Genomic DNA, 17,158 nt, shown 5'->3' with positions numbered 1-17,158 from the left:
ACAGGTCGGCTTGCGTCCGCCCGGTCGGGAGCGCAGATAAGGAGCGTCATGCAACCGCCCCCCGGTCAGCCCCCCATCGGCAAGCGCTGGCACACGCGCGAGGACAGCGGCATCCGCCTCGACAAGGCCCTGCGCTGGTGGCACGACGACGAGCCCATCGAGCACCCGAAGATCATCGAGCTCTTCAACACCTCCCTGGTGCTCGACGACGACGGGCGCTACCAGCTCCGCATCGGCCAGGACTGGTGCTTCATCCAGGTGGAGGACGCCGCCTACGAGGTCCGCACGGTGGACGTCACTCCGGACGAGCGAGTGTCCATCCGCTTGAGCGACCGCACCGCTGAGGCGCTCGAGCCATCCTCGCTGTCCTTGGAGCCGGACGGCGTCTTCTCCTGCCGGGTGAAGCGCGGCCGGGCCAAGGCGCGCTTCTCCCGGGATGCCCAGTACCAGCTGGGGGAACTGGTGGAGGAAGGGGAGGGAGGCCACCTCTTCCTCCGTGCCGGACAGCGCCGGCTGGCGCTGCCCGTGTCGCTCGAGCAGCCGTCGACCTAGGCCGTCGCCTCCATCGGCTCAGGCTGCGCCGCCGGAACCGGCGCGACCGTGCCGACCAGCTCGGTGGCCAGACCCTCCAGGGCCTCGGGGTGCTCGCGCAGCCACTCGGCGGCCCGCTCACGGCCCTGGCCGATCCGCTCGCCGCGCAGGCTGAAGTGGCTGCCGGACTTCTCGATGAGGCCGGCCTGCACGCCCAGGTCCAGCACCTCGCCCGCGCGGTGGATGCCCACTCCGTAGACCAGGTCGAACTCCGCCTCCTGGAAGGGCGGGGCCAGCTTGTTCTTCACCACCTTCACCCGGGCGCGGGTGCCGATGACGCTCTCGCCATCCTTGAGGTTGCCCGTGCGCCGGATCTCCAGGCGCATCGAGGAGTAGAACTTCAGCGCGTTGCCACCCGTGGTCGTCTCCGGGTTGCCGAACATCACCCCGATCTTCATGCGGATCTGGTTGATGAAGATGATGCACGCGCCCGAGCGGCTCACCGCGCCAGTGAGCTTGCGCAGCGCCTGGCTCATCAGCCGAGCCTGGACGCCCATGTGCGCGTCGCCCATCTCGCCCTCGATCTCGGCCCTGGGCACCAGCGCCGCCACCGAGTCCACGACGATCAGGTCCACGGCTCCCGAGCGCACGAGCTGCTCGGTGATCTCCAGCGCCTGCTCACCGGTGTCCGGCTGCGACACGAGCAGCTCCTCCACACGCACGCCCAGCTTGCGCGCGTAGTGGACATCCAGCGCATGCTCCGCGTCGATGAAGGCCGCCACGCCACCCGCCGCCTGCACCTGGGCGATGGCGTGGAGCGTGAGGGTCGTCTTGCCGGAGGACTCGTTGCCGAAGATCTCCACCACGCGCCCGCGCGGATAGCCCCCCACGCCGAGCGCCCGATCCAGGCTCACCGAGCCCGACGGGATGACAGCCACCTTCTGCTCCTGCGCCTCGCCACCCAGGGGCATCACCGCGCCCTTGCCGAACTGCTTCTCGATCGCCGCCACCGCCGCCGCCACCGCCTTCAACTTCTCCGTCACCTTGTTCATTGCTTCTCCAACGCCGCCCTTCACGGGACATGAGTGCTGCGCCCGGAGCGGAATGCCGCCGAGCGCATCGCGTGGAGCCATGAGCAATGCGTGTGCCGTGCGCGCTCCCTCGGGAGGCGACGAGCCAGGCGTCCGAGGTCGCGCACGCACCGTCCACCACCGTGGATGGGGGGGCCGGTGCGCGCGGACTGCCAGCGAGGTGAGGCTAGTGGTGATGCCGACCGCCGCCGCGATGCTCACGGGCCGGCGTAGCGGGGTGGTGGTTCCCCGGGGGAGGATCCCGGTGCCCCCGCTCGCGGTGGCGGTATCTGTCGGAGTCGTAGCGGTACCTGCCGGAGTCGTAGCGGTATCCGCCGGAGTCGTAGTGCCGCCGGCCGCCGTGGCCGTAGTGGTAGTAGCGATGCACCATCGGGTAGCGGCGCCAGGAGTACGTGAAGTGGTTGGGGTGGCCCCAGCTCACCCGGATGCCCGCGTGGCGATAGACGGGGACGACGATGTGCGTCGAGCCACGAACGGCCCAGCCACCACCAACGAAGACCCAGGAGCCGCCCCGGAAGTGCCACCGCGGCGAGACGAAGACCAGGCCCGGCCGGGGAGGCTCCACCCAGCTCCCCTCGATCCAGACCCAGTCCGAGCCGGACCAGTACCAGTAGCCAGGGGCCCACGTGACGTTCGTCGAGGGCGCGGGAGGCATGGCCTCCGTCTGGACGGGAGGAGGTGCCTGCGCGGCGGTGACCTCCTGGTTGACCACATCGATGGGAATCTCCACCTCGGTGGAGCCGGCCTGCGCCCAGCCGCTCGACACCCAGCGCCAGCCGTCCGGGTCCTGGCGCCAATAGCCGTTGATGAACCGGTAGCCGGACATGGGGGCGATCCAGGCTCCCGGCTTGTAGCGCCACTCGTCGCCGTCCCAGTACCAGTGGCCCGAGGTCCACACGGCGCCGGCGAAGGGCCGGGGCGTGGGCCGCTCATCGGGCAGGGCTGGTGGGGCGTAGGGCGCTATGGGCGATGAGTCCACCTCGTAGTCGTCCTCGTACTCGGATGCAGCGACAGGCGCGGTCTGCGCATAAACGGCCTGGGTCGCCAATCCGACCACCACACAGGCCAGCCATCGAGGAGCCATGACATCCTCCGTTGAACACCGCAAACGCTTGAAGATGCGGGCCACGGCCTGGGCCGAGCCCTCACGACCTATGGATAGGACGTGGGACTCTTCGTTTCATTCACTCCCCTTTACAGGCCTCCAGGGCCTCAGTCGGCGGAAGGCGAGGGCGCCTGGGCGCGCCCCTCCTGCCCACGCTCGGCGATGGGTTCGGGCACACCACCCTGGCCACCAATCTCGCGGTGAAGCTGGATGATGGTGTCACGCACCTTGCGCAGCAGGGCGTCGCGGTCCGAGTTCCTGAGCCCCTTCGTCTCGATGGGCTGGCCCACCTTCACGCGGATGTCGTGCCTGCGCAGCCAGATCCAGCCTCGAGGCAGGGTCTGCAGGGAGCCCTCGATGGCCACCGGGACGATGGGGACCTGGGCCTCGATGGCAATCACGAAGGGGCCCTTCTTGAAGGGCTGGATGAGCCCGTCCCGGGAGCGCGTCCCCTCGGGGAAGGCGAGGACCGACTTGCCCGAGCGGATGTGCTCGCCAGCGCGTGCCAGGCTCTTGACGGCCTCGCGGTGGTTGGAGCGGTTGACGAAGATCATCCCCGTCATGGCCATGTACCAGCCGAGGAAGGGCACGTACTTGAGGACGTGCTTGGCGATGAACCGGAGGTTCACCGGCAGCGCCGCGAACGCACAGGGGATGTCCATCGCCGACTGGTGGTTCATCAGGAAGATGTAGGGCTTGCTCCAGTCGAGGTCCGGCAGCGGCTCCACGAACATCCGCGAGCCGTTGATGCGCCAGTGCATGGGAGCCCAGAAGCGCCGGGCCATCATCAGCGGCACGTTGCCGTTGAGTGTCACCAACATCATGAGCCCCGCGAGGGTGATCCAGAAGGCGCCCCACGTCGCCAGGAAGATCAACTGGAGCACGTTGAGCAGGGGATAGAAGATCTTCATCGGCGGATGACTCTTGGCACTGCGGCGCTTTTCCGGCAGAGCCCCTTATCACGCCGAGAAAGAGCAGGGGCGCTTCGACGGCCCAGGGCCGTGCGGTGGGGTACAGACGCCGTTAACTTGAGTTGGGAAGGCAGGAGGGTCTCCAGCCGTGAGTGCAAGCGCCGATACCCGTCCCCACGTGGTCATCCTTGGCGGAGGCTTTGGCGGCCTCTATGCGGCGATGCGGCTGAAGCGCTCGCCGGTCCGAGTGACGATCGTGGATCGTCACAACCACCACCTCTTCCAGCCGCTGCTCTACCAGGTGGCCACCGCGACGCTCAGCCCGAGCGACATCGCCTCGCCGCTGCGGGGCATCGTCGGCCGGTATGGCATCTCCGTGCTGCTCGCGGAGGCCACGGGCGTCGACGTGCAGGGCAAGCGCGTGCTGCTCGCGGACGGAGAGCTGAGCTACGACTTCCTCATCGTCGCCACCGGCGCCACCCACTCCTACTTCGGCCACGACGAGTGGTCCCGCTACGCACCGGGGTTGAAGACTGTCGAGGACGCGGTGGAGATTCGCCGGCAGGTGCTGCTCGCCTTCGAGCTGGCCGAGCGCGAGCCGGACCCGGCCCGTCGCCGCGAGCTGCTGACCTTCGTCATCGTGGGAGGTGGCGCCACCGGCGTGGAGATGGCGGGAGCGCTCTCGGAGATCAGCCGTCACGCCCTGGTGCGGGACTTCCAGAACATCGACCCCAGCCAGGCGCGCATCCTGCTGATCGAGGGGGCCGCCCACGTGCTGCCCACCTACCCGGAGAAGCTGTCTCTCAACGCGCGTCGCTCGCTGGAGCGGCTCGGGGTGGAGGTCCGCACGGGTGTTCGCGTCACGCGGATCGACGAGACCGGCGTCTACATCGGGGACGAGCACATCCGCGCGCACACGAAGGTGTGGGCCGCGGGCGTGGCGGCCTCTCCGCTGGCCCGCTCGCTCGGTGCGCCGCTCGACCGAGCCGGCCGCGTGGAGGTGACGCCGGAGCTCAACCTCCCCGGTCGCAAGGACGTCTTCGTCATCGGAGACCTTGCGCTGTTCAAGGAGAACGGCCAGCCCGTACCGGGCGTGGCGCCCGCCGCGATGCAGGAGGGCAAGCACGCGGCGAACAACATCCTTAAGCAGCTTCAGGGCAAGCCGATGGAGCCCTTCAGCTACTGGGATCGCGGCATGTTCTCGGTGATTGGCCGGGGCTCGGCGGTGGGCATCGCCCTGGAGCGCTTCCGGATGTCCGGCTACATCGCGTGGCTGGCCTGGCTCTTCGTTCACATCCTCTTCCTCATCGGCTTCCGCAGCAAGGTGGCGGTGCTCGTGAACTGGGCCTACTCGTACGTGGCCTTCCGGCGCTCGGCCCGCATCATCACGGGCGGGGTTCCCCTGCGGCACCCGGTGCCGGCCCAGGCCGCGCTGTCCCCGGCGGGGGCGCGTCTCGGTGGGCCTCAGCAGGCCGCTACGACACAGGCTGCGCCTGGCCCTGCGGCGCCCTGACGCCAGGTCGCACTCAAGGCTCCTCGGGGTGACGGGAGCGGGCGTCAGGGGGCAGCCAGCTCTGGTAGCTCCGCGGGCTCCCCGTGCCCTGGGTGTTGGCGTAGAGCCAGCCCCGACGGTCGAGGATGCGGCAGTCGATGGCGAGCGCTACGTCCGAGTCCTCGATGCGTGCGTGCCCTTCCAGGTCCGCGCGGGTGAGGGCCAGCTTGAGGATGCGGTCGTGAGCCCGGGCGGAGAGCCCGTGGTGCACCACGGCGCGCTCCAGCATCTTCTCGGCCTTGGCGCTCAGCGCGCAGTGCTTTCTCATCAACCGGGGCGGCATCTGGGCGTTGCAATGCACGCCAGGCTCGTCTCGGAAGCGGGCCCGCTGTCGCTCGCGCGCGGCCTCCACTCGGTCGCGGTAGTACGCGCTCGGCAGCTCGGAGCTGTCCCGGTCGGAGATGTGGCGGTACTCCACGGGCCGCGTCTGCAGCGTGATGTCGATCCGGTCGAGCAGCGGCCCGCTCACCCTGGCGTGGTAGTCGAAGATGCGGTGCTCCAGGCAGCCGCACTTGTGTCCGGGCACGTTGAAGTAGCCGCACGGGCAGGGGTTCATCGCCGCCACCAGCATCACCCGGCATGGATAGGTGACGTTCTGGCTGGCCCGAGCCAGGTGGATGAGGCCCTCTTCCAAGGGTTGGCGCAGCACCTCCATGACGTTCTTCCGGAACTCCGGCAGCTCGTCGAGGAAGAGCACCCCGTGGTGCGCCATGGAGAGCTCCCCGGGCCGCGTCGTCGGCCCACCCCCCACGAGGCCCGCATCCGAGATGGTGTGATGCGGCGCCCGGAAGGGTCGCTCGCGCATCAGCGACTGGTCCTCCCCCAGCAGCCCGAGCACCGAGTAGATCTTCGTCACCTCCAGCGCCTCGGTGAACGTCATCGCGGGCAGGATGCCGGGCAGCCGCCGGGCGAGCATCGTCTTGCCCGAGCCCGGAGGCCCGCACATCAGGACGTTGTGGCCTCCCGCGGCCGCCAGCTCCAGCGCCAGCTTGATCTCGGGCTGTCCCCGGACATCCGCCATGTCGAGCGGCGGCGGGCCCCTGACGGGCACGGTCGGGCTACCCTCGCGAATGTAGGGTTCCAGGAGCTGGACGCCGGTGAGGTGCTCGACAGCCTCGCGCAGGTGGCTCACGGGGAACACCTGGATGCCCTCGACCAGCGCCGCCTCGGCCGCGTTCGCCGTGGGGACCATCACCCCCTGGAAGCCGCCGTTCCTCGCGGCCACGGCCAGCGGCAGGACGCCCTTGATGGGCTTGATCCACCCGTCCAGCGACAGCTCCCCACCGAAGAGGTAGCGGCCCAGCGGCTCCTCCTCCATCAGCCGCGCCGCGGCCAGCACCCCCAGCGCAATGGGCAGCTCGAAGGCCGCTCCCTCCTTGCGGATGTCCGCAGGCGCCAGGTTCACCGTGATGCGCTTCTGCGGCAGATCGAAGCCCGTGTTCTTCAGCGCCGAGACGACGCGCACCTTGGACTCGCGCACCGCTCCATCCGGCAGCCCCACGACGTTGAAGTAGGGCAGCCCGAGGGCCATATCCACCTCGCACTCCACCACCACCGCGTCGATTCCCATCAACGCCCCCGACCGCACCCTCGCCAGCATTCTCACCCTCCAGGTTGTGTCCTGGGAGCGATAGCAATGGACGTACCAGGTCCTCTTCCGAGGGGAGAACGGACCCGGACCGTCCCGAGAGCGGGATGCTCCGTCCACGGCGCGAGATTCGAGCAGGGGAGGGGACTTCGAGCAGGGGCGCTACTTCACCGCTCGGTGTGTCCCGGAGCGCCTGGGGGCCTTGGTGTCCGTGCCGGCCTCGACACCCGTGGCGGCTTCCTTCCAGGTGATGCGGTAGGTGCAGGCGTGGCCGTCGTAGCCGTGCGGCTCCACTCGCAGCTCCCGCGCGCCGGACATGCGCACCCCGGCATGGATGATGCCGGCGGTGAACTCGGGGAAGTCTCCCACCTCGTTCATCCACACGTCGAACTGGCTGGGGCCCAGCTCCGTGATGCGCGTCTCCGTGTAGTTGTTGCCGGCCCGGAAGTTCTGCGTCGCCCGAGCGATGGTCCGCCGAGGGCCCAGCACGCGCAGCAGCGACATGACCGCCCGCCCCAGCATCGTCTGCCGGAAGCCTTCCACGTACGCCTCACCGAGCTTGAAGGTGGCCTCGGGCAGGGGCGTCTTCGGGTACAGCTCCTCCGCCGCGATGCGCAGGAACGTCATCCAGGACTGGAAGGAGTAGGCGGGCTTGATCTTCTGGTCGACGTCCAGACCCGCGTCGCGCAGGCGCGCTCTGCACTCGGGCGTCAGCCGGCCTCCGAGCGCGCGCACGAACAGCGCTTCGATCGTCTGCTCGAACACCAGGAGCTCGTCGGCCATGAGGTGGCGCAATGTACCCGACGAGCCCCTGGATGGGAACGGCGCTACGGGGCCGGAGGCGGAGGAGGAGCGGGGATGCTCCCATCGGCGCCCGGAACCACCGCACCCTGCGGCAGATCCTCGGTGGCCATGCCCAGCACGCGGGCTCCGGCCGACTTGGCGCCGTCCAGCGCGCCAATGAGCTTGCCGTAGTTCGTCTTGTCATTCGCCACGAAGAAGACGACCCGCTCGTCCCTCGCCTTGGCGGCGAGCATCTTCTTCAGGCGGTTGACGTACTCCTCCTGGGAGGGCATCGACTCGGCGTTGATCTTCAGGTTGCCCTGCTCGTCCAGCTGCACCACGAGCTGATCGTCCGGAGGCGGCTCGTTCTGCTCCTGGACCTCGGTCTCCGGCACCCGGACCTCGATGTCCTTCTCGAGCAGCGGGGTGATCGTCATGAAGATGATGAGCAGCACGAGCACCACGTCCACCAACGGCGTGACGTTGATGTCCGAGTTGGGCGCGCTCATCGGCTTGACCCACTGCCGCTTCTTGTGTCCGGCCATGGCTATTCCTTCAGCTCCTCGACGCCCAGCGCGATGCTCTTGGCCTTCGCCTTGCGGGCAATGTCCATCACCTTGCGCACGTCGCTGACCTGCAGAGAGCTGTCGCCCTTGAGCAGGATGCGCTTGCCCGGGTTGGTCTCGAGCTCCTCACGGAGCTTCTTCTCCATGCCGGTGGCGTCGTACTCGTCGTTCTCCAGGAACATCTTCTTGTCCGGAGTCACCGAGAGGATCAGCGGATCGGCTTCCGCCTTGTCCTTCTCGATGTTCGTCGCCTTGGGCAGCGTGACCGACTTGCCACGCTGGAGCATGGGCGTGATCACCATGAAGATGATGAGGAGCACCAGCACCACGTCCACCAGGGGCGTGACGTTGATCTCGTTCTTGATCCCCTTACTGGGGCCTGCTGACATTCCCATGATGCACCTGGGGCTTCTTGAGCGGCGGCTAGGGGGAGAAGGCCCGCCAAAGGCGGGAGCCTCCCGCGCGGAGGCTCCACGGACGCTGGGGCGAGCCAGGAGGAGGGCCCGTGAGGGCGCCTTCCTTTAGGCCGACTGCTGCTGGGAGTGGGACGCGCCACCCGTCAGCTGACGGGCCACCACGTCCAGGAACTCGTTGGACGACTCGGAGATGTCCACCGAGCGAGCGTCCACCCAGCCCTGCAGGAAGTTGTAGGCCATCACCGCGGGGATGGCCACCAGCAGACCGAACGCCGTGGTGATGAGCGCCTCGGCGATACCGGCGGAGATGGTGCCCAGACCGCCCGAGCCGGACTCGGCCATGAGCTGGAAGGCGGTGATGATGCCCATCGTCGTGCCGAGCAGCCCGACGAACGGCGCCGTCGAGCCCACCGTGGCCAGCACGCCCAGGCCGCGCTTCATGCTCTGCACCTCACGCTGCGCCTGGCGCTCCAGGGCGCGCGCCACGGACTCCACGGCCACTTCCTTGTTGTTTTGGCTGATCCGGTACGCCGTCAGTCCCGCGTTGATGACCCGTCCGAGGTGGCCCACGTCCTTGCCCAGGTTCGTGTTGGCCGCGGTGCCCAGATCACCCTTGGCGAGGATGGCGCCCATCTTCGACGCGAACGTGCGCGAGTCCGACCGCGTCTTGCGGAACACCACCATGCGCTCCGCCATGACGACCAGCGAGGCGACCGACATGGCAGCCAGGGTGAAGATGATCATGCGGGCGAACAGACCCGTGGCGTTCCAGATTTCAATCAGCGAGAACTGGTTGTGCATGGCGATGAGAGCGCTCCTCCAAGAGCGCGTGGGGGTAACGGCTGTTCACGACTAGGCGACGGGCCGCCCGCTTGCTAGCGCGGAAGGCTCAGCTTGATGTTGAAGGTGTAGTCGACCTGGACCGCCCGGCCTTGGAAGGTGACCGGCTTGTAGCGTGCCGCGTACAGGGCGTCCAGCACCGCCTGTTCCATGTGGGGCAGCGGCTTGATGATGCGGCACTTCTCGACCTTGCCTTCGATGGTGATGACGCACTTGACGATCATCAGACCCTGGACGTGGGCCTCGAGCGCCTCGCGCGTGTACTGAGGAATGGGACCAGACAGCTTCTCCGGGCGCGTCATTCCCGCGCCGAACGGGAGCACGTCCGTACCGGTGCTGCCCACCTGACCACCAAGCACGCCGCCGAGCACTCCGCCCACCACGCCACCGACCACGCCGCCCTCGACGCCACCCTCGTCGCTCTCCACGTCCGACTCGGACGGCTCGGGCTCGGGCTCGGGCTCCTTCTCGGGGGGCTTGGTCTGCGGGATCTCCTTGGGCGGGATCATCGCATCCGGCTTCTTGGGCTTCTTGGCCTCGGTCTTCGGCTTGGCCGGCGGAGGAGGCGGAGGAGGCGGGGGCGGCGGAGGAGCCATGGCCGCCTTGAAGGTGACCTCCACTTCCTTCTCCTCCATGGGAGGAGGGCGCATGGAGATGTACAGCGCCAGCCCCAGGAGCCCGACGTGCAGGAGCACGGAGATCACTGCCCCGGTACCAAACCGGGCCTTGGGAACCGCTCCGCGGTCAAGGACAGAGTCAAACATGCGCGATTTACTCCTCTACACCAGTGGGCGTCCTATTCAGCCGCGCCGATCAGGAGGCGAGCCACAATACAGAAACGCAGTCCGCGTTCAAGCCGGGCGTCCGGGAGCCGACGGACGAAACCGCGCAATGCCCCACTGGTTGCCAAAAAGCAACCGTCTATTGACAAGTTGCTGACCTCAGATATTTTCCGGGGCCATTTTTGGTTGCATCCGCCCACCTTGGAGGGGTTCGGCATGAGGTTAACCCGTGTGCTCCGGGAAACCGGAGTTTTGTTGGTCGCAGGCCTGCTTTTCGGGTCGGCGGCTATGGCTCAAGGCTCTAGCAGCGTCATCATCGGTACGGTCGTCAACGCCGACCCTGCCGCGAACAAGGCGCCGATAGAGAACGTCGTCGTCACCGCGACCTCGCCCAACCTGCAGGGTGAGCAGACGGTGGTGACTGACAAGTCTGGCCAGTACCGTATTCCTCAGCTGCCGCCGGGTGACTACACCCTGCGCTTCGAGTCCGAGGGCTACAAGCCGTTCGCCCGCTCGGCCATCCAGCTGCGCCTCAACCGCACCATCCGCGTCAACGTCGAGCTGCTCCCCGAGGCCTTTACCGAGGTCATCGAGGTGGCCGGCACCCCGCCGACCATCGACGTGGGCTCCACCACCACGGGCGTGAACGTGGATCAGGAGTTCATCCGCCGTATCGCCGTGAACCGCCCCGGCGGCAAGGGCGGCGCGGCCCGCTCCTTCGAGTCCCTGGCCGAGCTGGCGCCTGGCGCCCAGAACGATCAGTACGGCGTGTCCATCAACGGCGCGACCTCTCCTGAGAACGGCTACGTGGTGGACGGCCTGTCCACCAACGACCCGGCCTTCGGCATCAACGCCAGCCCGCTCTCCATCGAGTTCGTGCAGGACGTGAACATCGTGACCGGCGGCTACCTGCCGGAGTTCGGCCGCTCCACCGGCGGCGTGATCAACGCGGTGACCCGCTCGGGCTCCAACGAGTTCCACGGCTCCGTGTTCGCCAACCTCACCCCGGGCACCTTCGAGGGCAACCGGAAGATCGTCATCGACGAGGGCTCGGTCATCTCGGCCAACAACGAGCTGAAGAACCTGGGCGACCTCGGCGCCACCCTGGGTGGTCCCATCCTCCAGGACAAGCTGTGGTTCTTCGCCGGCTTCGCTCCCTCCTTCACCCGCTACACCCACACCCGCCAGATCAACGCGCTGCAGATCGACCCGTCCAACGGCGAGGTGATCCGCGACGCGCAGGGCCGCGCGCAGGTGACCCGCATCCCCGAGGCGGACCGTCAGTACTTCGCTGACTCGCGCAGCTTCCAGTACATGGGCAAGCTGACCTACCTCATCAACCAGGATCACAACGTGTCGCTGTCCATCACCGGCACCCCGTCCAGCACGGGCGGCACCGGCAAGCTGGCCATCGACCCGCGCAGCGGCGGCCTCCCGGGCGCTCGCGTGGCGCGTCCTGGCGCCTTCGGCACCACCGAGACGCTGGCCAGCACCACCGCGGTGGGCCTGAAGTACGCCGGCGCCTTCGCGGACAAGAAGGTCCTCGTGGACGTGAACGCGGGCTACTTCCACCAGGTGGCCTCCACGCTGGCGGCCGACGGCAGCGAGCTGGGCGACATCGACGGCGACGGCCTGTCGGGTCTGGCCCGCGCGACCTACGTCTTCACCCGCTCGATCACGGACTTCGAGGACGTGCCGGGGGCGGGCACGCTGTGCGATCCCATCTCCTATCCCTCCGAGGATGAGGACGGCAACCCGATCACCGCCACGGCGCTGCCCTGCGCGGTGAACAACTACTCGGTCGGCGGCCCTGGCCTGCTGACGGACGGCAAGCTGGACCGCTACCAGATCAACGCCAAGGCGACCTACCTGCTCAACGCCCTGGGCACCCACGTGCTCAAGGCCGGCGTGGACACCGAGTTCCTCTCCTACGCCCAGCGCAAGTCCTACAGCGGCGGCGTGGCGTTCCAGGAGGCCAACATCCTGGGCCGCATCGACCCGCGCACCAACACCCAGTTCGTCGAGGACACGGCGGGCTGGACGGACTTCCGCCGCTACGGCTACCAGACGGGTCCGGACTCCGCGGTGGTGCAGCCCTTCCAGGCTTCCACCTCCAAGAGCACCACGGTGGGCGGCTTCCTCCAGGACAGCTGGTCCATCGCGAACCGCCTGACGGTGAACGCGGGCGTGCGCTACGACGTGCAGGCGATGTACGGCGGTGACGGCCAGCTGGCGCTCGTGCTGGGCAACCAGCTGTCGCCGCGCGTGGGCGCCATCGTGGACCCGCTGGCCAACGGCCGCATGAAGTTCTTCGTCAACTACGCCCGGTACTACGAGCAGGTTCCGCTCAACATGCTGGACCGCGCCTTCCCGCCCGAGCGCCGCTACACCGCGGTGCGCGTGGCCCCGGACAACGAGGAGGGGACCAACGGCTGCGATCCTTCCACGCTCGAGGGTCAGCGCACGGGCTGCGCCGACGTGGCCTACCTGGCCAAGCGCAGCGAGAACAGCTCCAACCCGAGCCGCCTGTTCGGCGGTGGCAAGGTGGAGAGCGAGCCGGTGGACCCGAACCTCAAGCCGCAGTCCTCCGCCGAGTACGTGGTGGGCGGCGAGTACGAGGTGCTGGCCAACACCCGCTTCGGCGCCAACTACACGCACCGCAACATGGGCGCGGTCATCGAGGACATGAGCCGCGACGGTGGCAACACCTACTTCCTGGGCAACCCGAACCAGGGCTTCGCCGAGGACTTCCCGAAGCCGGTGCGTAACTACGACGCCGTCACCCTGTACCTGAACCGCACCTTCTCCGACGGCTGGCTGGCCCAGGCCAACTACACCTGGTCGCGCCTGTACGGTAACTACCCCGGTCTGTTCCGTCCGGAGACCAACCAGCTCGACCCGAACATCCTCTCGGACTTCGACCTGATCGAGCTGCTGCCCAACCGCAGCGGTCTGCTGCCCTTCGACCGCACGCACTCGGTCAAGCTGTTCGGCGCCAAGGAGGTCAACATCACCAACGCGCTGTCGACCAGCATCGGTATGTCCTACCGCGGCAACTCCGGCACGCCGATCAACTACTACGGCGCGCACCCGGACTACGGCCAGGACGAGGCGTTCGTCCTCCAGCGTGGCTCTGGCGGCCGCACGCCGTGGGTCAACACGATCGACTCCAACATCGGCGTGAACTACCGCATCGGCAAGGATCAGGTGGTGTCGTTTACCCTGGACGTGTTCAACCTGTTCAACTTCCAGACGGCGACCCGCGTGGACGAGTCCTACACGTTCGAGTCCATCTACCCGCTCGAGGGTGGCAAGCCGAGCGACCTGCCGGGCCAGGTGGTCCTGAACACGGGTGACAAGGAGGCGGATGCCGCCAATCCGAACTACCTGTCCGAGGATCAGATCAACCCGAACTTCAAGCAGCCGAACCAGTACCAGGCGCCGCGGCAGTTCCGCTTCGGCATCCGGTACACCTTCTAGGCAACGACAGGAATCCAGAGAATCATGATCAAGAACATCGTTTCTGTCGCCGTGGCCATGGTGGGCTCCGGTGCGCTGCTGACGGGCTGCAACTTCGACCAGCCGGATGCAGGCTGCATCGTTCAGGATGCCAGCTCGTACAACTGGGTGGTGAAGTACGACCTGAAGGAAGGCGAAGTCATCGCCCCGGGCTGCGAGACCAAGATCAACGCCCTCAAGGGCGAGAACCTGGGCGTCTTCAAGTTCACGGACCCGGAGAAGGAGAACTCGGCGGTGCTGACCCTGCGTCCGCAGGGCCTGTACTCCCGCGCCTCGCGTGATCCGGGCGACCCGTACATGCAGACGGCGGTGGGCAAGCTGGACGAGGAGCCGGATCCGCAGGACTTCTGCGGCGCTCGGGAGTTCTCCGCGGCCACGGTGAATGCCGCGGCGAACGCCAGCGAGGCTGCGACGGCCATCACGTACCAGTTCGACAACGTGAAGGTGTTCGCCGCTCCATCCGCGCCGGGCACCCAGCTCAGCGCGGACCTGACCTACACCCGCGATGGTTGCACGGCGAAGTTCAACGTTCGCGCCATGTGGCCGGCTCGCGGCTGCAACGCCGACGCTCCGAAGCAGTCCGACCGGTGTGGCGAGGGCTCGGGCATCAACCCGGACTTCGCCGTCACCTGCGACATGGGCTTCCGCGTCAACACCTCGCGTGACCAGGTGACTGGCGAGCCCCTGTACATGGGCTCCTGCATCCCCGAGAAGGCGATCCCGTCCTTCAAGGACGACCAGGAATAGTCGCACCTGAGAGCAGTCTCCGCGGCCCCGGTGCCCTCCCCCCTGGGAGTGGCTGCCCGGGGCCGCGGTGTTTAGAGAGGATTGGACTCGCGTTGGAGGCGCATGGAGGGCCGTTACTCACTCATCGAAGGTGTACGCGCGCGAATCGCGCAGGAGGAGGGCACGCTCTACAAGGAGGCGCCCTACCGAGTGGCCCTCTGCTACCCGAGCCCCTACCACGTGGGGATGAGCTCGCTCGGCTACCAGACCATCTACCGGGAGCTCCACCTCCACCCGGGCGCCTCCGCCGAGCGCGTCTTCCTTCCCGATGACGTCGAGGCGTACCGCCGTACCCGGACGCAGCTGTTCACCTATGAGTCCGAGGCTCCAGTCTCGGGCTTCCCCATGCTGGCCTTCTCCGTGGCCTATGAGCTGGAGCTGACCGGCTTCTTCACGATGCTGGACCTGGCCGGCCTTCCGCTGCTGAGGGAGGAGCGGAGCGAGCGCCATCCGCTCATCGTGGCCGGTGGGCCGCTGACCTTCTCCAACCCGGATCCGCTGGAGCCCTTCGTGGACGTGCTCGTCCAGGGCGAGGCGGAGGAGCTCATCCACACCCTGGTGGACGCCGCCGCCGCCATGGAGCGGGAGGAACTGCTGGCGTTCCTGGCGCGCACGCCCGGCTTCCGGGTGCCCGGGCGGGGAGGGGCTCGCTACTTCGTGGCCAAGGCGCAGGACGCGCGCCTGCCTGCTCGCTCGCAGATCATCACGCCGAACACGGAGCTGCGCTCCATGTTCCTCATCGAGCCGGAGCGTGGGTGCTCTCGCGGCTGCCACTACTGCGTCATGCGGCGCACCACCAACGGTGGTATGCGGACGGTGCCTCCCGAGCGGGTGCTGTCGCTCATCCCCGAGAATGCCCGGCGCGTGGGGCTGGTGGGGGCCGCGGTGACGGACCACCCGCGCATCGTCGAGCTGCTCCGGACCCTGGTGGATGCCGGCCGGGAGGTAGGGGTGTCCTCGCTGCGCGCGGACCGGCTCACCCAGGAGCTGGTGGACACCCTGCGCCGGGGGGGCGCGACGAACCTCACGGTGGCCGCGGATGGCGCCTCGCAGCGCATGAGGGACCTGGTGGACCGCAAGCACTCGGAGGAGCAGATCGTCCGGGCGGCGAACTTCGCTCGCACGGCGGGGATGAAGCAGCTCAAGGTCTACAACGTCGTCGGCCTGCCGTACGAGGAGGACGCCGACATCGACGAGCTCATCCGCTTCACCACGGAGCTGTCGCGCATCATCCCCGTGGCGCTGGGCGTGGCTCCGTTCGCGGCCAAGCGCAACACGCCACTGGACGGGGCGCCCTTCGCGGGCATCCGCGAGGTGGAGGCGAAGCTGGAGCGGCTGCGGCGCGGGCTCAAGGGGCGCGCCGAGGTGCGGCCCACCTCCGCTCGGTGGGCGTGGGTGGAGTACATGCTCGCCCAGTGTGGCCCGGAGGCCGGCCTGGCCACGATGGATGCGTGGAAGGCGGGCGCCAGCTTCGCGGCCTTCAAGAAGGCCTTCGAGGCTCGGGGCTGCGTGCCCTACCTGGCCCGGCGGGTCGAGGACGGCCGGCGCAACCCCACCGTCTGGCCCACCGTGCCGGCGGTGGCGCCTGCCCTTGCGGAGGCCGCCTCCCGCGCCTCCACGGCCCGCCCCTCGTAAGAGGGTGCACACATGGGCGCCGGGACGGTGAACGTCTTGCGCCGTGCTCCGTCGCGCTCTGCTAGAAGGCCGCTGGCGCCTTGGACTGGCGCGACGAACGAGGAGAACCGGTGAGCACGGAGCGCGTGGACAAGGCGTGGCAGAGCAAGGGACTCGAGGGCTATTCGACGGATGCCATCATCGGCACCCTGGGGCACTACGGCGTCCCGGTGGCCGAGGCGGACTTCAAGAAGCTCGCCGAGTCCTCCTGGCCTCAGGACATCGGCCTGGAGTGGGGGAAGAAGTGGAAGGGCACCGGCCCGTTCAAGCCCTTCCCCTGGGCCGCCGCCGAGGAGCTGTGGCGCCGCTGGGTGCCCGAGCGCCTCGCGCCGCACGAGTTCTCCGAGGCCCTGGCCCAGCTGATGAGCTCGCTGGCGTCCCTGCTTCAGGGCAAGAAGGACGCCGCGGTGGACGCCGCCTTCGAGCGCATGAAGTCCATCCGTCAGCGCATGCCCATGGATGACAAGGGGCAGCCCCTGCTGGCCTTCGTCGAGCGCGCGCTGGGCGGCTTCGACGAGAAGGTGGCCGAGATGTTCGACTCGATGGCCGAGGCGCTCGCCAAGGCTGGGCACGTCCCGCAGGCGGACGCGTTCGCCGAGTTCGAGGAGTTCCTCCTGCCGGACCGCAAGGGCATCGCCACCGCCATCGTCCGCTCCTCCAAGGGCGAGCGGGATGCGGCCCTGACGGACCTGGAGACGGTGTGCGCCGATACGACGCGCAGCTCGCTGTCGCGCCTGCTCGCCGTGGACGGGTTGATCCACCTGGGGGCCTGGCCGCAGGTCGTCACGCGCGCCCGCCCGATGATGATGCAGGCGGAGAAGGACGGAGACATCCACCTGGCGATCGATCTCTGCGCCCGGCTGGAGCACGTCTACAAGGCCACGGGAGACCGCGCGTCGCTGCAGGAGCTGGCGCCGGACATGGCCCGCCTCAACCAGATGCATGACCACATGCACCCGGGGCACCGGCACCGCCGCTGACGAGATGTGGCATCTTTGATTAAGGCCCCTAACA

At 68.1% G+C, this 17,158-nt stretch carries 15 protein-coding genes; 6 read left to right on the top strand and 9 right to left on the bottom strand.

What is annotated here, in order from left to right; all coding sequences use genetic code 11:
• Window positions 1–48: 48 nt before the first annotated feature.
• Window positions 49–552, top strand: coding sequence for a DUF1285 domain-containing protein (locus KY572_RS07545; RefSeq protein ID WP_224241765.1), 504 nt, complete (start codon window positions 49–51; stop codon window positions 550–552).
• Here the strand turns inward: KY572_RS07545 and recA are convergent.
• From recA to KY572_RS07530, 3 genes are all read right to left on the bottom strand, one after another.
• Entirely contained in the window at window positions 549–1,583 is a 1,035-nt protein-coding gene (gene recA / locus KY572_RS07540; RefSeq protein ID WP_224241764.1) for a recombinase RecA, read from the bottom strand. The two genes, KY572_RS07545 and recA, sit on opposite strands and share 4 nt — an antisense overlap.
• Before the next feature lie 205 nt (window positions 1,584–1,788).
• The gene (locus KY572_RS07535; RefSeq protein WP_224241762.1) at window positions 1,789–2,706 is read right to left on the bottom strand and encodes a hypothetical protein; all 918 of its coding nucleotides are present in this window, start codon (window positions 2,704–2,706) and stop codon (window positions 1,789–1,791) included.
• 128 nt (window positions 2,707–2,834) lie between these two features.
• Complete coding sequence (locus KY572_RS07530) at window positions 2,835–3,638, bottom strand: lysophospholipid acyltransferase family protein (protein ID WP_224241760.1); 804 nt, start codon at window positions 3,636–3,638, stop codon at window positions 2,835–2,837.
• 220 nt (window positions 3,639–3,858) lie between these two features.
• On the opposite strand from KY572_RS07530, the gene KY572_RS07525 reads away from it, so the two are divergent.
• Window positions 3,859–5,151: an NAD(P)/FAD-dependent oxidoreductase gene (locus KY572_RS07525; RefSeq protein ID WP_407659913.1), complete on the top strand. Its 1,293-nt coding sequence runs from the start codon at window positions 3,859–3,861 to the stop codon at window positions 5,149–5,151.
• A 13-nt stretch (window positions 5,152–5,164) separates the two neighbouring features.
• On the opposite strand, the gene KY572_RS07520 is transcribed toward KY572_RS07525, so the two are convergent.
• The 6 genes from KY572_RS07520 to KY572_RS07495 all read right to left on the bottom strand — a co-directional run bounded on the left by KY572_RS07520 (window position 5,165) and on the right by KY572_RS07495 (window position 10,147).
• Window positions 5,165–6,790 (bottom strand): YifB family Mg chelatase-like AAA ATPase, encoded by a 1,626-nt coding sequence (locus tag KY572_RS07520; RefSeq protein WP_224241756.1) that lies wholly within the window; start codon window positions 6,788–6,790, stop codon window positions 5,165–5,167.
• A 150-nt stretch (window positions 6,791–6,940) separates the two neighbouring features.
• Window positions 6,941–7,561 carry a DUF2378 family protein gene (locus KY572_RS07515; protein ID WP_224241755.1) on the bottom strand — a complete coding sequence of 207 codons (621 nt, stop codon included), beginning with the start codon at window positions 7,559–7,561 and terminating at the stop codon, window positions 6,941–6,943.
• A 44-nt stretch (window positions 7,562–7,605) separates the two neighbouring features.
• Window positions 7,606–8,106 (bottom strand): biopolymer transporter ExbD, encoded by a 501-nt coding sequence (locus tag KY572_RS07510; protein WP_224241753.1) that lies wholly within the window; start codon window positions 8,104–8,106, stop codon window positions 7,606–7,608.
• A gap of 2 nt (window positions 8,107–8,108) precedes the next feature.
• Window positions 8,109–8,522 (bottom strand): ExbD/TolR family protein, encoded by a 414-nt coding sequence (locus KY572_RS07505; RefSeq protein WP_224241751.1) that lies wholly within the window; start codon window positions 8,520–8,522, stop codon window positions 8,109–8,111.
• Between the two features lie 126 nt (window positions 8,523–8,648).
• Entirely contained in the window at window positions 8,649–9,344 is a 696-nt protein-coding gene (locus KY572_RS07500; protein WP_224241750.1) for a MotA/TolQ/ExbB proton channel family protein, read from the bottom strand.
• A gap of 74 nt (window positions 9,345–9,418) precedes the next feature.
• Entirely contained in the window at window positions 9,419–10,147 is a 729-nt protein-coding gene (locus KY572_RS07495) for an energy transducer TonB (protein WP_224241748.1), read from the bottom strand.
• A 234-nt stretch (window positions 10,148–10,381) separates the two neighbouring features.
• On the opposite strand from KY572_RS07495, the gene KY572_RS07490 reads away from it, so the two are divergent.
• The 4 genes from KY572_RS07490 to KY572_RS07475 all read left to right on the top strand — a co-directional run bounded on the left by KY572_RS07490 (window position 10,382) and on the right by KY572_RS07475 (window position 17,124).
• Window positions 10,382–13,645: a TonB-dependent receptor gene (locus tag KY572_RS07490; RefSeq protein ID WP_224241745.1), complete on the top strand. Its 3,264-nt coding sequence runs from the start codon at window positions 10,382–10,384 to the stop codon at window positions 13,643–13,645.
• 24 nt (window positions 13,646–13,669) lie between these two features.
• Complete coding sequence (locus KY572_RS07485; protein ID WP_224241743.1) at window positions 13,670–14,431, top strand: hypothetical protein; 762 nt, start codon at window positions 13,670–13,672, stop codon at window positions 14,429–14,431.
• A 102-nt stretch (window positions 14,432–14,533) separates the two neighbouring features.
• Entirely contained in the window at window positions 14,534–16,105 is a 1,572-nt protein-coding gene (locus tag KY572_RS07480; RefSeq protein ID WP_224241741.1) for a radical SAM protein, read from the top strand.
• A 110-nt stretch (window positions 16,106–16,215) separates the two neighbouring features.
• The gene (locus KY572_RS07475; protein WP_224241739.1) at window positions 16,216–17,124 is read left to right on the top strand and encodes a hypothetical protein; all 909 of its coding nucleotides are present in this window, start codon (window positions 16,216–16,218) and stop codon (window positions 17,122–17,124) included.
• Window positions 17,125–17,158 lie beyond the last annotated feature (34 nt).

It is taken from the genome of Hyalangium gracile (genome assembly GCF_020103725.1).
GTDB classification, from domain to species: Bacteria; Myxococcota; Myxococcia; order Myxococcales; family Myxococcaceae; genus Hyalangium; species Hyalangium gracile.
This window is presented reverse-complemented; position numbering and strand designations above follow the sequence as displayed.

Excerpts from the sequence above, each read along its gene's own strand:
- KY572_RS07545 (WP_224241765.1), top strand. The coding sequence starts at position 49 with ATGCAACCGCCCCCCGGTCAGCCCCCCATCGGCAAGCGCTGGCACACG.
- recA (WP_224241764.1), bottom strand. The coding sequence starts at position 1,583 with ATGAACAAGGTGACGGAGAAGTTGAAGGCGGTGGCGGCGGCGGTGGCG.
- KY572_RS07535 (WP_224241762.1), bottom strand. The coding sequence starts at position 2,706 with ATGGCTCCTCGATGGCTGGCCTGTGTGGTGGTCGGATTGGCGACCCAG.
- KY572_RS07530 (WP_224241760.1), bottom strand. The coding sequence starts at position 3,638 with ATGAAGATCTTCTATCCCCTGCTCAACGTGCTCCAGTTGATCTTCCTG.
- KY572_RS07525 (WP_407659913.1), top strand. The coding sequence starts at position 3,859 with ATGCGGCTGAAGCGCTCGCCGGTCCGAGTGACGATCGTGGATCGTCAC.
- KY572_RS07520 (WP_224241756.1), bottom strand. The coding sequence starts at position 6,790 with ATGCTGGCGAGGGTGCGGTCGGGGGCGTTGATGGGAATCGACGCGGTG.
- KY572_RS07515 (WP_224241755.1), bottom strand. The coding sequence starts at position 7,561 with ATGGCCGACGAGCTCCTGGTGTTCGAGCAGACGATCGAAGCGCTGTTC.
- KY572_RS07510 (WP_224241753.1), bottom strand. The coding sequence starts at position 8,106 with ATGGCCGGACACAAGAAGCGGCAGTGGGTCAAGCCGATGAGCGCGCCC.
- KY572_RS07505 (WP_224241751.1), bottom strand. The coding sequence starts at position 8,522 with ATGGGAATGTCAGCAGGCCCCAGTAAGGGGATCAAGAACGAGATCAAC.
- KY572_RS07500 (WP_224241750.1), bottom strand. The coding sequence starts at position 9,344 with ATGCACAACCAGTTCTCGCTGATTGAAATCTGGAACGCCACGGGTCTG.
- KY572_RS07495 (WP_224241748.1), bottom strand. The coding sequence starts at position 10,147 with ATGTTTGACTCTGTCCTTGACCGCGGAGCGGTTCCCAAGGCCCGGTTT.
- KY572_RS07490 (WP_224241745.1), top strand. The coding sequence starts at position 10,382 with ATGAGGTTAACCCGTGTGCTCCGGGAAACCGGAGTTTTGTTGGTCGCA.
- KY572_RS07485 (WP_224241743.1), top strand. The coding sequence starts at position 13,670 with ATGATCAAGAACATCGTTTCTGTCGCCGTGGCCATGGTGGGCTCCGGT.
- KY572_RS07480 (WP_224241741.1), top strand. The coding sequence starts at position 14,534 with ATGGAGGGCCGTTACTCACTCATCGAAGGTGTACGCGCGCGAATCGCG.